Here is a 19,358-nt window from a genome sequence, read left to right on the forward strand (position 1 = left end):
CTATAGATTATTATTAATTTTTATTACTTTTATAAAATAATAATTCTAAGTAAATAGCTTTTATTAATATTTCTAACAGACTCAAAGTAAAGTTTCGACTGTTTTCACAATAACAATAGTGAAAAATAGTTATTATTCAGTTACTATTGATAGATAAATAAAGTTATCTAAAAATCTATTATGAATTTCTGTTCTTTTTCGATTTTATTCGTTATGATAAATAAGGACTTATATATCTAGTTTCTTTTTTTAATATTATACTGTCAGGAATATCCAATGACAAATTATTGAACTTTTTTAAGAGGTGAATTTTTTTGCAGCGTTCTTTAAAGTGGTTGGCAGTTGCCACCACAATCGGAATGGTACTAGTTTTAATTGGCGGGGCCTTAGTTACAAAAACGGGGTCGGGAATGGGCTGTGGGAGATCTTGGCCTTTATGTAACGGGAAATTCCTACCATTGGAAATAACTCCGGAGTTAATCATTGAGCTAGCCCACCGACTCGTATCAGGTATAGTTGGTATCTTGGTTCTTCTCCTGTCGATTTGGTCATGGAAGGCGATTGGTCATATTAGAGAAACAAAATTTCTCTCCTTTCTCTCGTTTTTCTTTTTACTTTTACAAGGTTTGATTGGGGCTGCAGCAGTAAAATGGGGGCAATCAGGTTTTGTTCTTGCCTTACATTTTGGGATTTCTCTCATCTCCTTTTCAGCAGTATTGTTGTTGACACTACTTATTTTTGAAATTGATAAGAAATTTGAGGCGGAAAAACTTTATATTGACAAACGAATGGGTTTTCATATTATTGGGGTTTCCATTTACAGTTATCTTGTTATTTACACTGGCGCATTAGTGCGCCATATGAAGGCAAGCCTTGTTTGCCGAGATTGGCCGTTATGCTTAAACGATGCACCGTCATTACCCAATAATATGTACGAATGGGTGCAAATGGGACACAGGGCTGCAGCAGGGATAATCTTTATTTGGATTGCTTATATTCTTGTTTTAGCTATCCGCCACTACAAAGATCAAAAGGTCTTATACTGGGGTTGGATTATCTCCTTCATTCTTGTGTCATTACAAGTAATAGCCGGTGCGTTAATTATTTTTAGCAAACTTAATCTATATATCGCCCTTTTGCACGCCTTCTTTATTACTTGCTTGTTTGGCGTACTTAGTTATTTTCTTCTGTTATATTCAAGATCCAGACGAAATCATCATTAAAAAAGTTGCCGGTGTCTATGCCGGCAACTTTTTTTATTTTATTTGAATTTATTTCAATAAACTTTGAGAAATGCCAGGCTCCATAAAAGCTCATGCGCTGATCTCAATTTATGCTTTTGTTAGTTCAAGTAATAAATCACCCGTTTGTATTGTATCTCCACCTGAAACATAAATATCCTTAATAACACCTGAAAATGGTGCTTGGACGGTTGTTTCCATCTTCATTGCTTCGGTAATCATTAAATGATCTCCGCGTTCAATCTTTTCCCCTTTTTCTACCACTACTTTTATCACTGTTCCTGGCATGGAGGCCGAGAGATGGTTTTCATTCCTCGGATCTGCTTTTAGTCTTGATAATACCGTTGATTTGATACTTTCATCTTTAATTACGATTTCCCGTGGCTGACCATTTAGTTCAAAATAGACAACTCTTGTACCATCCGCCTGAGGCTGGCTTATGGAAACCAGCTTAACAATCAGTGTCTTACCCGTTTCAATTTCTACTTCAATTTCTTCACCCAATCTTAATCCATAAAGAAATGTTGGCGTGTCGAGGACAGAAATATTCCCGTATAAATCAACAGTTTTGCTATATTCCATAAATACCTTCGGATACAAAGCATAGGAAATGATTTCAAAGGGTGTTACTTGCCTGCCAAGCTCATTAAAAAGATCTTCCTTCAGCTTATCGAAATCCACGGGTTCAAGTAATTCTCCCGGGCGAACCTCCAATGGCTGCTTGCCTTTTAAAATAACTTTTTGCAGTTCTTCAGGGAACCCTCCATATGGTTGACCTATATACCCCATAAACAATTCAATTACCGAATCTGGAAAATCCAACATATGTCCTTTTAATAACACATCTTCATCAGTTAGCTCATTTTGAACCATAAATAACGCCATATCCCCTACGACCTTTGATGAGGGGGTTACTTTAACAATATCGCCGAACATAATGTTTACACGTGAATACATTTCTTTTACTTCTTCCCAATGGTTACCAAGTCCAACTGCTTTTGCCTGCTGTTGTAGATTGCTATATTGACCTCCCGGCATTTCATGCTGATATACTTCGGAATGGGGGGACATCATACCACTTTCAAAATCTTGATAGTACTTGCGAACATCCTCCCAATAATATGAAAGTTTTTCAAGTGCATCAATGTTTACATTTGGTTTCCGTTTGGTTCCCTCAAGAGCATAAATTAAAGAATTAGCACTAGGCTGTGAGGTTAAACCTGCCATTGTACTTAAGGCGACATCCACAATATCAACACCAGCATCGATTGCCCTGGCATAGGTGAAGATTCCGTTCCCACTAGTATCATGGGTGTGAAGATGGATGGGAATATCTATTGTTTCTTTTAATTCTGAAATCAGCCGATAGGCTGCTTCCGGTTTCAATAACCCTGCCATATCCTTAATTGCAAGAATGTGAGCGCCTTTTTTCTCCAGCTCCTTGGCAAGACTTTTATAGTAATTAACATCATATTTCGTTCTGGATCCATCCAAAATATCACCTGTATAACAAATAGAAGCCTCAGCAATTTTTCCAGTTTGCCGTACGGCATCAATCGCAACTTCCATCCCTTTTACCCAGTTTAGACTGTCGAAAATCCGAAAAATATCAATTCCTGCCAATGCTGATTGATTAACAAACTCTCTGATTAGGTTGTCAGGATAATTTTTATATCCGACCGCATTAGCACCACGGATAAGCATTTGAAACAGAACATTTGGAATCCTTTCACGCAGTGTCAATAAGCGATTCCATGGGTCTTCTTTTAAAAACCGGTAGGCAACATCAAAGGTAGCACCACCCCACATCTCAAAGGAAAATATATCTGGTAAAAGTTTAGCTGTCGGCTCAGCTATATGGACAATATCGGTCGTCCGCATCCGTGTTGCTAATAATGATTGATGAGCATCTCTAAACGTTGTATCGGTTAATAAAACCTGCTTTTGATTATTAACCCATTTAACCAGACCTTCCGCACCATATTTATCGAGAATTTGTTTTGTTCCCTCTTGGCAAGGGAAATCATATTTTAATGTTGGAATTTTCGGCTGTGAAAAAACCGGCCTTTTCTTTTTTTCAACTCCTGGGAAGCCATTTACTGTTACCGTCCCAATATAACTGAGCATTTTTGTTCCTCTGTCTTTACTCACAGGAAATATGAATAACTCTGGTGTTGAATCAATAAAAGAAGTATCATATTCTCCATTCCTAAACTTCGGATGCTTCACAACATTCTCTAAAAAAGGAATATTTGTTTTGATCCCTCTAATTCTAAATTCCTGCAAATTACGAACCATTTTCGACGCGGCTTGTTCAAATGTCAATGCCCAGGTCGAAAGTTTAACTAGTAAAGAATCATAGTAAGGGGTAATTACTGCTCCTTGGAAACCATTTCCAGCATCTAAGCGCACACCAAATCCGCCGCCAGAGCGATAGGCCATAATTTTTCCCGTATCAGGCATAAAATGATTAAGCGGATCTTCAGTTGTTACTCGTGACTGAATAGCAAATCCATTGAGCTGGATTTTTTCCTGTGCAGGTATCGCAATGATTGGACCGTGAAGGTCATGACCTTCAGCTACCAATATTTGCGTCTGGACAATATCGATACCTGTAACCATTTCTGTAACAGTATGTTCTACTTGAATCCGCGGGTTTACTTCAATAAAATAAAAGTCATTTCCAGAGACAAGAAATTCAACCGTTCCAGCATTCAAATAATCTACTTTTTTCATCAATTTTACGGCGGCATCACAAATTCGCTTCCGTAATTCATTAGAAATTGACACACTTGGAGCAACCTCAACAACTTTTTGATGGCGCCTTTGGACGGAGCAATCACGATCAAAAAGATGAACAATATTTCCGTATTTATCGCCAATAATTTGAACCTCAATATGCTTGGGATTTTCAATTAATTTTTCAAGATAAACCTCATCATTACCAAAAGCCGCTTTTGCTTCAGATTTTGCTCGTTCAAACGCCTCCGTAACTTCATCGCGGCTTTTGACGATTCTCATCCCACGGCCGCCGCCACCAAGCGAAGCTTTAATTATGATTGGCAACCTGTGTGATTCTGCGAACTCTACGACTTCGTTCACATTATTAATTGGTCCATCACTTCCAGGAATAACAGGAATATCGGCTAATTCAGCCTGTTTTCTCGCCTTCACCTTATCTCCGAACATGTCCAGGTGTGTAGATGAAGGACCTATAAAAACAATTCCCTCTTCTTCACAACGTTTAGCAAAGTGAATATTTTCTGACATAAACCCATAACCTGGATGGATAGCATTGGCACCGCTTTTTTTTGCAATGGCAATAATTCCATCAATATCTAAATAGGCATCAATTGGTTTTTTTCCTTCCCCGACTAAATAGGCCTCATCAGCTTTATAACGATGATAGGCACCGGAATCCTCTTTTGAATAAATCGCAACAGTGCGAATATTCAGTTCAGTACAAGCACGAAAAACCCTTATGGCAATTTCTCCACGATTCGCAACCAACACTTTATTTATCTGTCTTGTCACTTTTAGCACCTCATATTCTATGTATTTTCAAAAACGCGGGGTGTATACATGTCCCCGCGTTCTCATTAAATATAGAAAACCTTACCATCACGTTTTTGTTTCTTATTATCAACATGTTCCTGTTTATTTTTATATATTTTTTCATATTTCGTAAACATGGACACATTTACAAGAATTCCAGACGCAGCTGCAAGCATTAACAAAGAGGACCCACCATAGCTAATAAATGGTAGCGGTACACCTGTAAGTGGAATAACTCCAGATACACCGCCTAAATTGATAAAAGATTGAATACCAATCATACTTGAAATACCAATAGCGAGCAGGCTTCCAAAAGGGTCCTTACATTGTAAGCCAATATAAATTCCTCTTAAAACTATATAAGCCAATAGAATTATTACGAAACTTACTCCCCAAATACCTAATTCTTCAGCAATTATAGCCATAATGAAGTCAGTATGTGCTTCAGGTAAATAACCAAGCTTTTGGATGCTTTTCCCTAATCCCAATCCATTGACGCCGCCTGAACCAATAGCAATATATGAATTTGCTAGGTGAAATCCGGCATCATTTACAACCCCATCAGCAAACGGATTATCTAAAACCGCAAAACGGCTCGCACGCTTTTCAGAAAATATTTTATCCTTCGCAACAAAAACAAGTGGCAGGAGAACAATAAGTGTCATGATTATTAATTTCGAAATACTTTTATAGTTCATCCCAGACGCAAAAATCATCGTAATGGCAATAGCTGCTATAATAAATGCAGTACCATAATCAGGTTGCAAAATAATTAACCCGCAAACGATAAAAAGAAAAACTAGTGGAGGAAGAACTCCTTTATTAAATTGATTGATATAGTCCTGTTTCTTTGCGTAAACAGCTGCCAAATAAATAATTACCGTAAGCTTTACAAACTCTGACGGCTGAAATTTAAAGGGACCAATTTGATACCAGCTTTGTGCATTACCAGCAACATGTCCAAAAACATCTAATCCTAAAAGACCAACAATCGCTGCACAAACCATTGGTGCAAGAAACCATTTAGTAAATTGCATAATTTTATAAGGGACAATTGCACAAACAATAAAAATGAATAAAGCGACGATCAAAAACAATTTTTGCCTTTGATAATAAAAATCGCTTGGAACTTTATACCATTGCACAGTCCATGCCATGCTTGCACTGTAGACCATAACTAAACCAAAAGCACATAAAAGGATAATGGTTATTATTAAGGAATAATCATATGATTTAACAATTTTTTTAATCATGAACGACGTCCTCATTTTCAAAATTGATTTATATCACTCTATTATAATAGAAAATGACTGCTATGACTTGAGGAAAAGTTTATTTGTTACAATATTTTAATAATGAATAGTGTAAAAATAGAGGTGAAAATAATAAAATATCGGAGTAATAAAAAACCCAAACAATTCACCATTATTGTTTGAGTTCTTGATCCATTATTTTTTTAAGGATGCTTCGTGAAGCGCAGATAATTCTCTCTCTAATTGATCTAAAATCGCTTTCCCATCCTTACCATCTATTAAGCCTAATCGAACAGCAAAGTCTATTTCTCTTGATAGGCCAAACATTTGAGTATCCAATACCTCTTCATAAAGAGGGCATTGAGGCATCGTGAGATTGTCCATTTGCACTTTGATAAGCTTTAATATCTTTTCAGCATCAGCCTGCAATAAGGCAGAGGCTTTGTCCTGGTGATTCACGATCATTTCAGACGCCAACATTGATCCCCCCATTTCAGAGCGATAATTCAACTTATCTATAAATTTTACCGTTTTCAAGAGAAAATTGCAAGGAGAATGAAGGATATTACCAAAAGGTGTTACTTTTATGACATTCCCCCTAAAAAAAGTTATACTAAATAATGTTAGACTTTAGGGGGTATGGAAGATGGAAAATATCATGATCATATCAGGAAAAGTGAAATATTCAATAACACTTGATCCGGGTGTCTGGATTTTTGACGACCGCCGCATTGATTTGACTACTTATTTTTCAATGAAAAAAGAGAATTCGGATTCATTAGAGGAATATACGAAAGCTGTTTCGAAACATTGGGACCGTGAAATTATGGAGGGGGCTATTTATCCTCCAACATTAAAAACGGAGAAGAAATTTGAGAAAGAAAAAGTTTTAACTGGAACCTTCGGAATTCCTTTAAAACCTTTTTTATTAAATTCCGAGCCAACTAATGATGCACAAACATTAGTCATTCATAGCTCAAATGGTGAATTTGAATTCCCACTTGAACAGGCATTTGATTTAATAATGGGATATTCAAATAATGGCAAACCACTTTCTATTGATGGTCCCGTTCATATTTATTTAAATGATGGCTCAAACCAGGAAAATCCAATTAAAAACGTAAAAGGCTTTACAGTAAAATAAGACGGGTGCCATTTTTAGGCGCCCGTTTTTCCTTTTCATATAATTCTTATAATAAATCAGCAGCGAGCCTTGCCAAGCCTGACCTTTCTCCTTTTAATAGTTTAACATGACCAGCAATGACTTGGTCCTTGAACCTTTCGACGACCAACGTTAATCCATTGTTGTAAGCATCAAGATAAGGATGATCAATCTGTTCTGGGTCTCCCATTAACACAATTTTACTGCCTTCCCCAACCCTTGTAAGGATGGTTTTTACTTCGTGCTTCGTTAAGTTTTGCGCTTCATCAATGATAATGAACTGCTTAGGTAGGCTTCTCCCACGGATATAAGTTAACGCCTCTACCTCAATCGAGCCCATTCCTGCGAGGATGGCATCAAGCTCGCCAGGCTTTTTCGTATTAAACAAATACTCCAAATTATCGTAAATTGGCTGCATCCATGGTCTAAGCTTTTCTTGCTTTTCACCAGGAAGGAACCCTAGGTCTTTACCAACAGGGACAATTGGTCTTGCCACTAATAACTTTTTATATTCTTGGAAATCCTCCGTTTGCATCAATCCAGAGGCAAGCGCAAGCAAGGTTTTGCCTGTTCCTGCTTTTCCTGTCATTGTAACAAGAGGGATATCCTTTCGCAGCAATAATTCAATGGCCATTGTCTGCTGCACATTCCTTGAATGGATGCCCCAGACATGCTCTTGATTTAAAGCTAATTTCTTTACCTTCTTACTAGTTTTGTCCACCATGCCAATGGCTGAAGCAGAACTGCCAAGAGCATCCTTCATCAGGAGAAATTGGTTTGGATAAAACGGGTGGTTGGCAACCTCAGAAAGGGATAATTCCCCCTTTTCATAAAAACGACCTAATAATTCAATCGGTAGGAGGATTTCAAAAAATCCCGTGTATATATGTTCTATTTCAACTACACGGTCGTTTAAAAAATCTTCGGCATTCAATCCAATTGCATCTGCTTTAACCCTTACTAATGCATCCTTACTTACTATTATAACTGGTTGGCCATTTTCCTTCGCTTGTTCCTCTAAGAATAAATTCATCGCGACCGCAAGTATGCGATTATCGTTTGTTTTTTCAACAAAAATATCCTGGAGCTCATGAAAGGATCGATGGTTTAATTCAATTCTAATCGTCCCACCGTTCTCAAGCGGAATTTTTTCATGAAGCTTCCCTGAGGCCCTAAGGCCATCAATTAATCTTGATACATGTCTTGCGTTCCGCCCAATTTCATCCATATATCTTTTCTTTGAGTCCACCTCTTCGAGAACCACTGCCGGAATAACAACTTCATTATCTTCAAAAGAAAAAATGGAATACGGGTCTTGTAACAAGACATTTGTATCTAACACGTATATTTTACTCAAAGCGACGCCTCCCGCTTCCCTTGGTGTTAGGCTTGGTAAACAATGTTTCAACCATTCTGTTACTAGATAGGACTTTGGTAAAATATATGTTTATTGGAATAAAGATAGAAGGACTTCCGCACAATAAATGTTAGTAAGTATACTTAAGGATGGAAAAAGATACGCTATTGAAATTTTTTTACCTTTAATAACGCTTCTTGGAGGGTTTTAAATGAAGAAGATCTTAGTGATAGCTTCAATATGCTTGCTTTTAGCTGGATGCAATGCCGATAAACATAAAGAGATTGCTAAAAGTGAAAATCAATCATTGGTGAATGTAAAAAACAGTTATATTGAAAGTGTTGACCGAAAATCGGGGCAGGAAATCTCTAAGCGTTTAGTTAAACTCGCAACAAGTATTCCTGAGGTAAATGACGCAACGGCTGTTGTATTAGGAAGATATGCGATTGTTGGAATTGACGTAAATGCTAAACTTGACCGTTCGCGGGTTGGGTCGATTAAGTATTCTGTGGCGGAAAGCTTGAAAAAAGACCCATATGGTGCCACAGCTGTTGTCGTAGCTGATGCTGACACAACCCAGCGTTTAAAAGAAATTCAAGCAGATATTAAAAACGGCAGACCCGTACAAGGGATTATGGAGGAGCTTGCAGATGTTGCAGGCCGATTGATGCCTGAAATACCGGGAGATATAATTACTCCAAGCCCGAAAAATGCTCCCGAAAAGCCAAACAAAACACTCCCGACAAAAGAAGAACAAAAGCTGAAAAAGGAACAGAAAGACCAATCGAATCACCATAAATAATAAATGCAACAACAAATGAATTAGAAAAAAGCTTAGGCATTCTAAGCTTTTTTCATTGCGTCCATTACTTGTTTGTCCAGTTTATCAGCCGCTTTTTTATCATAGGTTTTATCATACAGTACTTCAGTGACAATTTTCGATCCGTAAAACATAACATCCCTTACTTCTTTAATTGTAACTTCGACTAAGGCAAGCTTTAGTGGTACATCCTGTAGTCTCTCTTCTTTTATGTGAGCATCCCCTTGAATTGAGTAAGTGGATTCATTTGCAATCAAATTGATGACAACTTTATTATTTTTAAGAATATTTTCTAATATTCTTGAACGATTGTCCACAGCAAAAAAGATTGAACTTTCGTCTTTCGCTAACACCCATGAAATGGCGCTTACATTTGGACCTCCTGTTTCATGATCAACCGTCGCTAAGGTTACGAACCGTTCTTTTTGCAGCTCATCATATAAAGGCTTGATTAGCTTTGGTTCCACTTGATTTGCCATTATTACAACCCCTTTAATTTTTGAATCACAATTTATACATTCGACTTGGAGAATTGTTCAACTCCACCCCCTGCAGCTTGTGTACTAGCCTTCTCCTCCCTACGATAAGTCAACATCGGATCGCTAATGCTCTCCGTGTTTCCTTGATCTCAGTGGGAGCGGTCTAGTCCATACGGTGCTAAACGGGCGCTTGCGCTTTTCTTATTCCTTCACACTGTTTTAAAACAGATATTCTCATATTACTACTATCCCATTTTTTCATCAACCTAAACGCGCTTGGTTTACCATCAGGTGTTCAACCGTGATATACTGTAGTATAGACATTCGATTTAAGAAATAATTGATGAGGTGCCTTAATGAGAGTAAAGTGTGTAATTTGCGATAAAATCGAAGCGATTGAAGATGAATCATTTATAGCCAAACGGCTTCGCAATCGTCCCATCCATACTTATATGTGCAGTGACTGTAGCACAAGAATAACAGAAAGAACAAATGCACGAATCAATACAGGTAATTTTCGGTTATTTCGTGCTAAATCTGAAAAAGATGAATGGTAATACAATAATTAGAAAAGCGCAAGCGCCCTGTTCAGCGACGTAAGGGCTGGACTGAACCGACTGAGATAAAGGAAACACGGTAAACGAAGTGAACCGATGTTGACTTATCGTAGGGAGGTGAAGGAAGCACTCTAGTCGCTAGGGCGCTTGCGCTGGACAATTTTCAAAGTTCAATATTTAAAATCTTGTATTAGCACAAAAACCGCTTGCATATTCCCAAAAGAATATGCAAGCGGTTTTTTAGTCATCCTCTGTTGGATAGTTTTCATACTTATCAGGCTCTTGATTAATTTGAATTAACATGATTTCAATCAATTCACGCGGGTAACGATTTTTTTTCATTTCTCCGCCCTGTTGATATGAAACATAATACATCACATCGTCTTTTGATGTTTCAATATTCGAAACATGATGCTGGGTTGTTAACATTTCTTCAAAGAATTCCCGTGTTTCTGTTGCTGCCGTATCATCAGGACGAGCATCACTTACAATCTTTATTGTAAGCCAATTATAAAGTGCATCCTGTAGGGATTTCATTTTCTTAGCCCCCTGTTATTTTGCTTTTAGTCTGCTGTTTTTTGGTTTGGTGTAAGCGAAGTTTATAAACAATTAAGAGTAAGGCCGCTACACCTAATCCTTCAGCAATTGGCAGTGCGTATGAAAAGAACAACATAACCAAGCATCCAACGCAAAGGCTGAGATAAATGACGATATTTTTCAATAGCGGCAGTTTTTTTGCAAACCCTAACCTGTAGACAATTACTGTCAAAATGACAATAAATAAATATTGAAGGATTACACCAGTCTCTATATCACTTTGTGTTACAGGAGAATTACCAGCAACAAGCTCAATAAAAAATCTTAAACTCGGGGAGAAGGATTTTAAATCTTCCACAGCGTGCACCTCTTTAATTAACTCATTTCAGCATATTTTTTCTTTTTAGCCGCTTTTTCACGTTCATTTTTATCAAGAATTTTCTTCCTTAGACGAATAGATTCAGGTGTAACCTCACAATACTCGTCATCATTTAAATATTCTAATGACTCTTCTAATGTCATGATGCGTGGTTTTTTAATGACTGACGTTTGGTCTTTATTTGCTGAACGTACATTAGTTGCCTGCTTCACTTTGGTAATATTGACGGTGATGTCATTTTCACGAGTGTTTTCACCAACAATCATTCCTTCATATATTTCCGTACCAGGTTCAACAAATATTGTTCCACGGTCTTCTACTTGCATTATACCATATGTGGAGGCTTTTCCAGATTCCATTGACACAAGTACTCCTTGGTGTCTTCCGCCAACTTGACCCGGTAGCATTGGCTGGTAGCTATCAAAGGTATGATTAATAATTCCATAACCGCGTGTCATTGTTAAGAATTCGGTGGTATAACCAATTAGACCACGTGCTGGCACATTAAAGATTAAGCGAACTTGACCTGATCCATTATTAATCATATCAATCATTTCGCCTTTACGGGCACCAATTGATTCCATTACGGAGCCTGTATGTTCTTCAGGAACATCAATTTGTACTCTCTCAATTGGTTCGGAGCGGACACCATCAATAACTTTAACGATAACTTCAGGTTTTGAAACTTGAAGTTCATAGCCTTCACGGCGCATGTTTTCAATCAATATTGATAAATGAAGCTCCCCACGGCCAGAAACAATCCATGCATCCGGTGAATCTGTGTTTTCTACACGTAAGCTAACATCGGTATGCAATTGGGCTAGAAGTCTTTCTTCAATCTTTCTTGAAGTTAAATATTTCCCTTCTCTTCCTGCAAATGGGCTATTATTAACGACAAAAGTCATTTGTAGTGTCGGTTCATCGATTCGTAAAATTGGAAGTGCATCCTGGTGTTCAAATGGACAAACTGTTTCACCAACATTAATATCTTCCATTCCAGAAACAGCAATTAGGTCGCCAGCCTTTGCCTCTTGAATTTCTTGGCGTTTTAAGCCAAAGAAGCCAAAAATCTTTGTCACCCTGAATTGTTTTACGGAACCATCTAACTTCATAAGTGCTACTTGTTGACCTACATGCATGGTTCCACGGAAAACTCGGCCAATTCCGATTCTGCCAACATAGTCGTTATAATCCAGAAGGGCAACCTGAAATTGCAATGGTTCTTCATGATTATCAACAGGGGCAGGAATGAATTCAACAATGGAATCATACAAGGATTGCATATTTTCATCTTGTTTTTCTGGATTAGTACTTGCTGTTCCATTAATTGCTGAAGCGTAAATAACGGGAAACTCAAGTTGATCTTCATTTGCTCCAAGTTCGATAAATAAATCGATTACTTCATCGATTACTTCAATAGGTCTAGCAAAGTCACGGTCAATTTTATTTACAACAACAATTGGAGTAATATTTTGCTCCAATGCCTTTTTAAGAACAAAACGAGTTTGCGGCATACAGCCTTCATAGGCATCGACTACTAGCAATACACCATCAACCATTTTCATGATCCGTTCTACTTCACCACCAAAGTCGGCGTGTCCTGGTGTATCCAAAATGTTGATTCTTGTATCTTTGTATTGAATAGCAGTATTTTTCGCGAGGATGGTGATTCCGCGTTCTCTTTCAATATCATTTGAGTCCATTGCACGTTCTTCCACGTGCTCATTAGAACGAAACGTTCCAGATTGTTTTAACAACTGGTCAACCAAAGTCGTTTTTCCATGGTCAACGTGGGCAATAATCGCTATATTTCGTACATCTTCTCTAAGTTTCAAAATTCCACTCCTACCTATTTTATAAAAATAAAAGCTATTTTTAGTTTCCCAAATACAACTAAAATATTATACCATACTTAAAGTGGAAACTGATAAGCATTTTAATGTATTATTAAAATAAAAGTAAATTTTAAGGGGTAAAAAAATGAATCAAGTGAAATGGCCATTGCTTATTTGTGCAATTTTAGCTGCAGTAAGTATTATGGGAATTGGCATTGCCATTAGTGAAAAAAGCATCACCGGGATAATTGGCGCAATCTTAGCCGTTGTTATTGTTATGGGAATCGGTTTTAAAACTAAAAAAAAGATGCGTGAGAACGGAGAACTATAAGAAGCCTGGAATTTTTCCAGGCTTCTTTCTTTAGAATTTACCGTTTTTTAAATAATCCTTTAATATCGATTGATGCAAGCTGGGATTGGCTGCGAATAAAGAATCTTTGGAAAGAAAATCAAGCTTTTCTCCTCTTAAATTTGTCACTACTCCACCTAACTCTTCAACTATGACCGTCCCTGCAGCAAAATCCCAAGGAGATAATCGCATTGACAGGTAGGCGTCAACCCTTCCAGTGGCAACAAACACCATTTCCAGTGCCGCAGTCCCATACGACCTTGTCCCTCTTACATCTTTGACCAGCGGAATCATTAAATTGTGATCAATACGGTGATTTTCCATTACCCAAGTGGCATTAAGGGCAATAATAGATTCCTTAACCGTTGTTTCCTTAACTGGAGCTATCGGCTTTTCGTTAATATAGGCACCTTTTCCTCTGATGGCATGGTACAACTCATCGTGGACAACATCGTAAATGAGACCGATTTTCCCTATGCCATTTTCATATACTCCAAGGGAAATGGCAAAATTTCTTTGCTGATGAATGAAATTCATCGTCCCATCAATCGGATCTATCAGCCAGACAATTCCATCAAGGCTGCGGAGTTCGTCCCCAAATCCTTCTTCCCCCATAATTTTGTGTTCAGGATAAACTTCTCTAATTTTTTTAATAAAAAATTGTTCAATTTCTTTATCGATATTCGTTACAAGATCATTAGCGTTAGTTTTCGTCTGAATGTTTAATGTCGTATCAAAGGATAATCGGATTCTTTCTCCTGCTTCTTTTACCCATTGCTTTGCATGGGCATTAATATCTTCCCACTTCATTTTTCTCCTCCAATAAACGTTTATTCCAAAAACGATTCCAATATGTAGTATGAAGCATGACAAATAAATTGATGTAACTATAGCTTAATCAAATTATTGGAACACATCAACTTTCAAGCTACCTATTTGATTCATGCTCAAATAATTACATAAATGTACAATAATAAACGAACTCCCATCATCCTCATTTGGAGTTCGTTTTAGATAAGCCCACAAGATATTCTTTTTTTTCGATTCATTCTAATTAATTTCCCCTTAGATAAAAATGCATAGAATCATTCAAAGAGCTTTTAACCGTAATAATTCCTGGCGAATTTTTTCTAATTTTTGTTTACATTCTTTCATTTTCTTCTCGTTCTTTTCCTCAATTGCTTCAAATAATGTTGCTAATTCATAATCCATTTCCAATCTTAATACCGCTGTTCTTTCCTTTTCGCCTACTTTTTTTAAAGACGTATTCATCAATTGCTTCACTTTTTTCCTCCCCTTCCTGTGATTTAACTATTTTTTCAGATTGTTTTTTTTACTGTATAATATGAATCACCTATATATGTTGCAACAAATATGTGCTTTAACCTAGAAGAGCAACAAACTTCTTGTATTTTCACGCTTATGCTACAATAATTGACAAAAGGTTTGTTGGGGGTAGTGAGATGAATTTCAACGGATTTACGAATGAGGATTTTGATGTCTTTTTAATAGATGGGTTAGAAGCAAGGATGGAAGCTCTTAAAGAAAATATACGTCCTAAATTGGAAAGTTTGGGTCAACACTTCGCACCAACATTATCGGCTTTAACCGGAGATGAAATGTTTGTCCATGTAGCGAAACATGCAAGACGAACGATTAATCCTCCAAAGGATACATGGGTCGCATTCGCTAATAATGTCCGTGGCTATAAAATGCTTCCTCATTTTCAAATCGGCATGTGGAACACGCATTTATTTATTTGGTTTGCTATTATTTATGAAGCACCACAACAAGAAGTAATAGGAGCAAGATTCACTAAAAGGGCAACTAAAATATACAAAGAAATACCAAAGGATTTCGCCTGGTCTGTAGACCACACAAAACCGGAGACAGTTAAACACGGACAATTGTCAAAGAAAGATTTACTTTCTTATTTCGACCGGTTTCAAAACGTAAAAAAAGCTGAATTATTATGTGGGTATACCATCGACAAGGAAAAAGCCATCCAGTTAGGTTCCGAAGGTTTAATGCAGCAAATTGATGAGGTATTTAATAAGGTAGCACCATTATATAAAATCGCACTGAACATAAAGTGAAACTTCAATTATGAGGTCTTACTGCCCGTTAATGCAAGATAAAATAGGAAAAGCTCCCAGACAAAACTATTTCGGGAGCTTTTTGTATTATTTCATTGTAATTCGCTCGCCAGGATGGGCGTCTTTTACTTTTTTAATTGTCCGATATGACGAATAACCGCTTATTTCTTCGAATTCACCGCAAATAGTCTTTTCTTCCGCTTTGCTGGGAACAATTTCTTTGAACCGGCGATATGCCTTCATAAGCTCATCTCGTTCAATTCCCTTTTCATAGGCTTTCTCTATTGCTTCAAAAAATTTAATGACATCGACAATTTCATCTGTTGACCAGTTGTAATCAATCGGATATTGGTATTCCATATTCTCACCTACTTACTATTTTCAACTAAAGTGAATCATACCTTTATTTTCCCCATTTTGCACGAATTTGTTCCGCATCATTAATGATTCTTTCTAAGAGTTCTGCCACGGCTGGTACATCCTTAATAAGTCCCATTACCTGTCCTGCCCAGGCAAAACCTTCGCTTGCAACACCATCATATATGTAGCGTTTATTCGCCAACCCGCTAATTAGATCCTTTAGTTGTTCAAAGCCACCATTATTTCTCTCAATTTCAAGGATATTATCCGTCCAGCTATTCGCAATTGCCCTCGCTGGTGTGCCTAAAGTCTTCTTGATAACAACAGTGTCCGATTCTGTTCCATCGACTAACCTCTGCTTGTAAAAATCGTTTGCATGAATACATTCCTTAGTGGCTATAAATCTCGTTCCCATTTCAATCCCTTCAGCACCTAAACTAAGCGCTGCCATCAGCCCCCTGCCATCACCGATTCCACCTGAAGCAATTACCGGTATGGAAACAGCATCCACCACCTGCGGAATTAAAACCATGGTGCCGGTATCATCCCTACCAAGATGGCCACCCCCTTCCTGCCCCACAACCATAACCGCATCAGCCCCTAACTCTTCTGCTTTAACAGCCTGTCTTCTTGCCGCAACAAGGACAAGTGTTTTTACCTGAGTTCCCTTTAACTGTTCAAAAATTGGTGCCGGATTCCCTCCTGTCATCGAGACAACTGGTACGTTTTCAGCAATTGCAACCTGTAAAAAATCAGCGAATGGCCTGCCGTGCTGCCCGATGGCAAAATTAACCCCAAAAGGATTGTTCGTCAGTTGTTTTACTTTTCGTATTTCTTCTCTAAGTTGATTCGGATTAGCTAATGACATCGCCGTAATTTGACCAAGTCCCCCAGCGTTTGATACAGCTGCAGCCAAGTCAGAATAGGCTAAATAAGCTAGACCTCCTTGGATAATCGGATATTTAATGTTTAAGATATCAGACACTCGTGTTTGCCAATTCAATGGAATCCCCTCCTAATTATTTGCTTATTGTTATTTCGGCTAAAATGGTTAATTTTCCTTTATTAATGGGAAACTAACTTGAAGCTATTATTATGCTGATTTTTTAAAGCAAAACCCTTTGCAACACAAAGGAATAATGCTATAATTCCATTTGTTTTATTATTTTAAAACTTAATAAGAGTATTTTTTATAAAGAGGTGCAATTATCTTTGTCACAAAATCAAACACCGTTATTTAGCGGCTTATTAGCGCATGCAGAAAGAAATCCGATTCAATTCCATATTCCCGGACATAAAAAAGGTGTCGGAATTGACCCGGAATTTCGTCATTTTATTGGCGATAATGCCCTGTCAATCGACTTAATTAATATAGGACCTCTTGATGACCTTCATCAGCCAAAAGGAATTATTAAACAAGCTCAGGATTTAGCTGCTGAGGCTTTTGGGGCCGACCGAACATTCTTTTCTGTTCAAGGCACAAGCGGAGCAATTATCGCGATGGTAATGGCTGTATGCGGACCTGGAGAAAAAATCATTGTTCCAAGAAATGTCCATAAATCAGTCATGTCGGCGATTGTCTTTTCTGGATCGATCCCTGTGTTCATTCATCCGGAAATTGATAAGGAATTAGGAATTTCTCATGGGATTACGACTGAATCAGTCGAAAGGGCTCTTGAACAGCATCCTGATGCAAAAGGTATTTTAGTCATTAACCCAACCTACTTCGGGATTTCTGCTGATTTAAAGAAAATTGTCGAAATTGCCCATTCTTACCATGTCCCCGTCCTCGTTGATGAAGCCCATGGGGTCCACATTCATTTCCATGATGAACTTCCGCTTTCCGCCATGCAGGCAGGGGCCGATATGGCGGCAACTAGTGTCCATAAGCTAGGTGGTTCCATGACCCAAAGCTCCATCCTAAATGTCAAGGAAGGGCTCGTATCAGCTAAACACGTCCAATCGATTTTAAGTATGCTTACAACAACTTCTACATCGTATTTATTGCTAGCTTCTCTTGATGTTGCTCGTAAGCAGTTAGCGACAAAAGGCAAAGAATTAATTGACAATACGATCCAATTAGCTCAGTCCATTCGCGAAAGAATCAATGAAATTGACGATCTCCATTGTGTCGGTGAGGAAATTTTAGGTTCCAAGGCAACGTTTGATTATGATCCGACAAAACTAATAATTTCCGTCAAGAAGTTAGGATTAACCGGATATGAAGTAGAAAAATGGCTGAGAGAAAGACATAACATCGAAGTAGAATTATCTGACCTCTATAACATCCTTTGCATTATTACGATTGGTGACACGAAAAATGAGGCAAACCTTTTAGTTAATGCCTTAAAAGAACTCGCAGACGAATGTAAACATCGCCCGGAAAATTTTGAACCAGTAGAGGTTCTTCTTCCGGAAATCCCTGTGCTTGCTCTAACACCAAGAGATGCTTTTTATGCTGAAACCGAGGTTATTCCTTTTGAGGAATCCGAAGGAAGAATCATTGCTGAGTTTGTGATGGTTTACCCACCTGGTATTCCAATTTTTATTCCTGGTGAAATCATTACGCAAGAAAATCTTCATTATATTCGCAAAAACCTTGAAGTAGGTTTACCTGTCCAAGGACCAGAAGACGATGAAATCAAAACCATTCATGTGATAAAAGAATATAAAGCAATAAAATAAACGATAAAAAAACAGGATTCCAAATATATGGAATCCTGTCAGATTGTCGAGAAAAGGTATTTTTCTCGGCAATTTTTTTGTCTGAATCTAAATTACCGATTTTTTATTAACTGATTGTCTCTGCTATCTGGCCTGTTGATTTCCGCTCCGGGCACTCGCTTTCCGCGGGGAGGTCCTGTAGCCTCCTCGGCGCCTTTGGCGCCTGCGGGGTCTCCAGTGACCTCTCTATCCCGCAGGAGTCGAGTGCCCTCCGCTCCAATCAACAGGGAGGCAAATCAACCTAATGAATTGCAACACACTTTTTCTAGCGGTAGGCAATGTTCATTTTAATTTCTCTTTCTAATTGTCTTTCAGAACGAATGCCAAAAGGATACCCTATAAACATCATTTTAAAAAGAATAAGGGATCAGATGGGCGACCATTATCCTCGCTATAAAAAGGACGAACTTTTTCTAGAGAAATGTAAAATCTATATATTTGTCAATCAAGCGAAGAAGGTGGTCGTCTGGAACTTATTCATCAATAGACACGAATTCATATTCACTTTGGCTAGACTCTTTTGGCTTAAACATTGATTTCACAACATATTTTTTATTATTTATTAGTTGAGTTGAAGGTCTTTATTGAAAAACACTCTGTTGATTGGAGTGGAAGGCGCGAAGACTCCTGCGGGAGTACGGGGCTGGGGAGACC

The 19,358-nt window shown here is 37.9% G+C and carries 19 protein-coding genes and 1 pseudogene; 7 read left to right on the forward strand and 13 right to left on the reverse strand.

Annotation, left to right across the window (positions count from 1 at the left end):
• Positions 1-314: 314 nt before the first annotated feature.
• Complete coding sequence (locus M5A78_RS18315; protein ID WP_248736729.1) at positions 315-1,223, forward strand: COX15/CtaA family protein; 909 nt, start codon at positions 315-317, stop codon at positions 1,221-1,223.
• A 108-nt stretch (positions 1,224-1,331) separates the two neighbouring features.
• Here the strand turns inward: M5A78_RS18315 and pyc are convergent, their stop codons facing one another.
• The 3 genes from pyc to M5A78_RS18330 all read right to left on the reverse strand — a co-directional run bounded on the left by pyc (position 1,332) and on the right by M5A78_RS18330 (position 6,526).
• Positions 1,332-4,775, reverse strand: a complete 3,444-nt coding sequence (pyc, locus tag M5A78_RS18320; RefSeq protein ID WP_248736730.1) for a pyruvate carboxylase — start codon at positions 4,773-4,775, stop codon at positions 1,332-1,334.
• 65 nt (positions 4,776-4,840) lie between these two features.
• Positions 4,841-6,049 (reverse strand): FtsW/RodA/SpoVE family cell cycle protein, encoded by a 1,209-nt coding sequence (locus tag M5A78_RS18325; protein WP_248736731.1) that lies wholly within the window; start codon positions 6,047-6,049, stop codon positions 4,841-4,843.
• A gap of 195 nt (positions 6,050-6,244) precedes the next feature.
• A complete protein-coding gene (locus tag M5A78_RS18330; protein ID WP_248736798.1) occupies positions 6,245-6,526 on the reverse strand; it encodes a YlaN family protein in 282 nt (93 codons plus the stop codon).
• Positions 6,527-6,695: 169 nt separating this feature from the next.
• Between M5A78_RS18330 and M5A78_RS18335 the strand changes: the two genes are divergently transcribed.
• On the forward strand, positions 6,696-7,193 hold the full coding sequence (locus M5A78_RS18335) for a peptidyl-prolyl cis-trans isomerase (RefSeq protein ID WP_248736732.1): 498 nt from the start codon (positions 6,696-6,698) through the stop codon (positions 7,191-7,193).
• Between the two features lie 46 nt (positions 7,194-7,239).
• On the opposite strand, the gene M5A78_RS18340 is transcribed toward M5A78_RS18335, so the two are convergent.
• Positions 7,240-8,568 (reverse strand): PhoH family protein, encoded by a 1,329-nt coding sequence (locus M5A78_RS18340; protein WP_248736733.1) that lies wholly within the window; start codon positions 8,566-8,568, stop codon positions 7,240-7,242.
• A 211-nt stretch (positions 8,569-8,779) separates the two neighbouring features.
• On the opposite strand from M5A78_RS18340, the gene M5A78_RS18345 reads away from it, so the two are divergent.
• Entirely contained in the window at positions 8,780-9,370 is a 591-nt protein-coding gene (locus M5A78_RS18345) for a YhcN/YlaJ family sporulation lipoprotein (protein ID WP_248736734.1), read from the forward strand.
• 41 nt (positions 9,371-9,411) lie between these two features.
• On the opposite strand, the gene M5A78_RS18350 is transcribed toward M5A78_RS18345, so the two are convergent.
• A complete protein-coding gene (locus tag M5A78_RS18350) occupies positions 9,412-9,867 on the reverse strand; it encodes a pyridoxamine 5'-phosphate oxidase family protein (protein WP_248736735.1) in 456 nt (151 codons plus the stop codon).
• Positions 9,868-10,223: 356 nt separating this feature from the next.
• On the opposite strand from M5A78_RS18350, the gene M5A78_RS18355 reads away from it, so the two are divergent.
• A complete protein-coding gene (locus M5A78_RS18355; protein WP_248736736.1) occupies positions 10,224-10,424 on the forward strand; it encodes a YlaI family protein in 201 nt (66 codons plus the stop codon).
• Positions 10,425-10,664: 240 nt separating this feature from the next.
• On the opposite strand, the gene M5A78_RS18360 is transcribed toward M5A78_RS18355, so the two are convergent.
• The 3 genes from M5A78_RS18360 to typA are packed head-to-tail and all read right to left on the reverse strand — an operon-like array spanning position 10,665 to position 13,175.
• Positions 10,665-10,961, reverse strand: a complete 297-nt coding sequence (locus tag M5A78_RS18360) for a hypothetical protein (RefSeq protein ID WP_248736737.1) — start codon at positions 10,959-10,961, stop codon at positions 10,665-10,667.
• Between the two features lie 4 nt (positions 10,962-10,965).
• Positions 10,966-11,277, reverse strand: coding sequence for a YlaH-like family protein (locus tag M5A78_RS18365; protein ID WP_248736799.1), 312 nt, complete (start codon positions 11,275-11,277; stop codon positions 10,966-10,968).
• Positions 11,278-11,336: 59 nt separating this feature from the next.
• Entirely contained in the window at positions 11,337-13,175 is a 1,839-nt protein-coding gene (typA, locus tag M5A78_RS18370) for a translational GTPase TypA (protein WP_248736738.1), read from the reverse strand.
• A 145-nt stretch (positions 13,176-13,320) separates the two neighbouring features.
• On the opposite strand from typA, the gene M5A78_RS18375 reads away from it, so the two are divergent.
• Positions 13,321-13,506, forward strand: a complete 186-nt coding sequence (locus M5A78_RS18375; protein ID WP_248736739.1) for a YlaF family protein — start codon at positions 13,321-13,323, stop codon at positions 13,504-13,506.
• 30 nt (positions 13,507-13,536) lie between these two features.
• Here M5A78_RS18375 and M5A78_RS18380 read toward each other — a convergent pair whose 3' ends face one another.
• Both M5A78_RS18380 and M5A78_RS18385 read right to left on the reverse strand, forming a co-directional pair.
• Positions 13,537-14,334 carry an inositol monophosphatase family protein gene (locus M5A78_RS18380; RefSeq protein WP_248736740.1) on the reverse strand — a complete coding sequence of 266 codons (798 nt, stop codon included), beginning with the start codon at positions 14,332-14,334 and terminating at the stop codon, positions 13,537-13,539.
• A 279-nt stretch (positions 14,335-14,613) separates the two neighbouring features.
• The gene (locus tag M5A78_RS18385; protein ID WP_248736741.1) at positions 14,614-14,808 is read right to left on the reverse strand and encodes a hypothetical protein; all 195 of its coding nucleotides are present in this window, start codon (positions 14,806-14,808) and stop codon (positions 14,614-14,616) included.
• Between the two features lie 179 nt (positions 14,809-14,987).
• Between M5A78_RS18385 and M5A78_RS18390 the strand changes: the two genes are divergently transcribed.
• Positions 14,988-15,620 (forward strand): YktB family protein, encoded by a 633-nt coding sequence (locus tag M5A78_RS18390; protein WP_248736742.1) that lies wholly within the window; start codon positions 14,988-14,990, stop codon positions 15,618-15,620.
• A gap of 87 nt (positions 15,621-15,707) precedes the next feature.
• On the opposite strand, the gene M5A78_RS18395 is transcribed toward M5A78_RS18390, so the two are convergent.
• Together M5A78_RS18395 and M5A78_RS18400 are read right to left on the reverse strand one after the other, a co-directional pair.
• Entirely contained in the window at positions 15,708-15,980 is a 273-nt protein-coding gene (locus tag M5A78_RS18395; protein WP_248736743.1) for a UPF0223 family protein, read from the reverse strand.
• 43 nt (positions 15,981-16,023) lie between these two features.
• A complete protein-coding gene (locus M5A78_RS18400) occupies positions 16,024-16,983 on the reverse strand; it encodes an NAD(P)H-dependent flavin oxidoreductase (RefSeq protein WP_248736744.1) in 960 nt (319 codons plus the stop codon).
• A gap of 209 nt (positions 16,984-17,192) precedes the next feature.
• On the opposite strand from M5A78_RS18400, the gene M5A78_RS18405 reads away from it, so the two are divergent.
• On the forward strand, positions 17,193-18,665 hold the full coding sequence (locus M5A78_RS18405; RefSeq protein ID WP_248736745.1) for an aminotransferase class I/II-fold pyridoxal phosphate-dependent enzyme: 1,473 nt from the start codon (positions 17,193-17,195) through the stop codon (positions 18,663-18,665).
• Positions 18,666-18,972: 307 nt separating this feature from the next.
• On the opposite strand, the pseudogene M5A78_RS18410 reads toward M5A78_RS18405, so the two are convergent.
• Positions 18,973-19,237, reverse strand: a pseudogene (locus M5A78_RS18410) (transposase); the annotation flags it as partial.
• Positions 19,238-19,358: the final 121 nt, after the last annotated feature.

Origin of the sequence: Neobacillus rhizosphaerae, from assembly GCF_937468385.1 — a bacterium.
Taxonomy (GTDB): Bacteria; Bacillota; Bacilli; order Bacillales; family Cytobacillaceae; genus Neobacillus; species Neobacillus rhizosphaerae.

Excerpts from the sequence above, each read along its gene's own strand:
- M5A78_RS18380 (WP_248736740.1), bottom strand. The coding sequence starts at position 14,334 with ATGAAGTGGGAAGATATTAATGCCCATGCAAAGCAATGGGTAAAAGAA.
- M5A78_RS18360 (WP_248736737.1), bottom strand. The coding sequence starts at position 10,961 with ATGAAATCCCTACAGGATGCACTTTATAATTGGCTTACAATAAAGATT.
- M5A78_RS18355 (WP_248736736.1), top strand. The coding sequence starts at position 10,224 with ATGAGAGTAAAGTGTGTAATTTGCGATAAAATCGAAGCGATTGAAGAT.
- M5A78_RS18375 (WP_248736739.1), top strand. The coding sequence starts at position 13,321 with ATGAATCAAGTGAAATGGCCATTGCTTATTTGTGCAATTTTAGCTGCA.
- M5A78_RS18350 (WP_248736735.1), bottom strand. The coding sequence starts at position 9,867 with ATGGCAAATCAAGTGGAACCAAAGCTAATCAAGCCTTTATATGATGAG.
- M5A78_RS18345 (WP_248736734.1), top strand. The coding sequence starts at position 8,780 with ATGAAGAAGATCTTAGTGATAGCTTCAATATGCTTGCTTTTAGCTGGA.
- M5A78_RS18395 (WP_248736743.1), bottom strand. The coding sequence starts at position 15,980 with ATGGAATACCAATATCCGATTGATTACAACTGGTCAACAGATGAAATT.
- M5A78_RS18335 (WP_248736732.1), top strand. The coding sequence starts at position 6,696 with ATGGAAAATATCATGATCATATCAGGAAAAGTGAAATATTCAATAACA.
- M5A78_RS18325 (WP_248736731.1), bottom strand. The coding sequence starts at position 6,049 with ATGATTAAAAAAATTGTTAAATCATATGATTATTCCTTAATAATAACC.
- M5A78_RS18390 (WP_248736742.1), top strand. The coding sequence starts at position 14,988 with ATGAATTTCAACGGATTTACGAATGAGGATTTTGATGTCTTTTTAATA.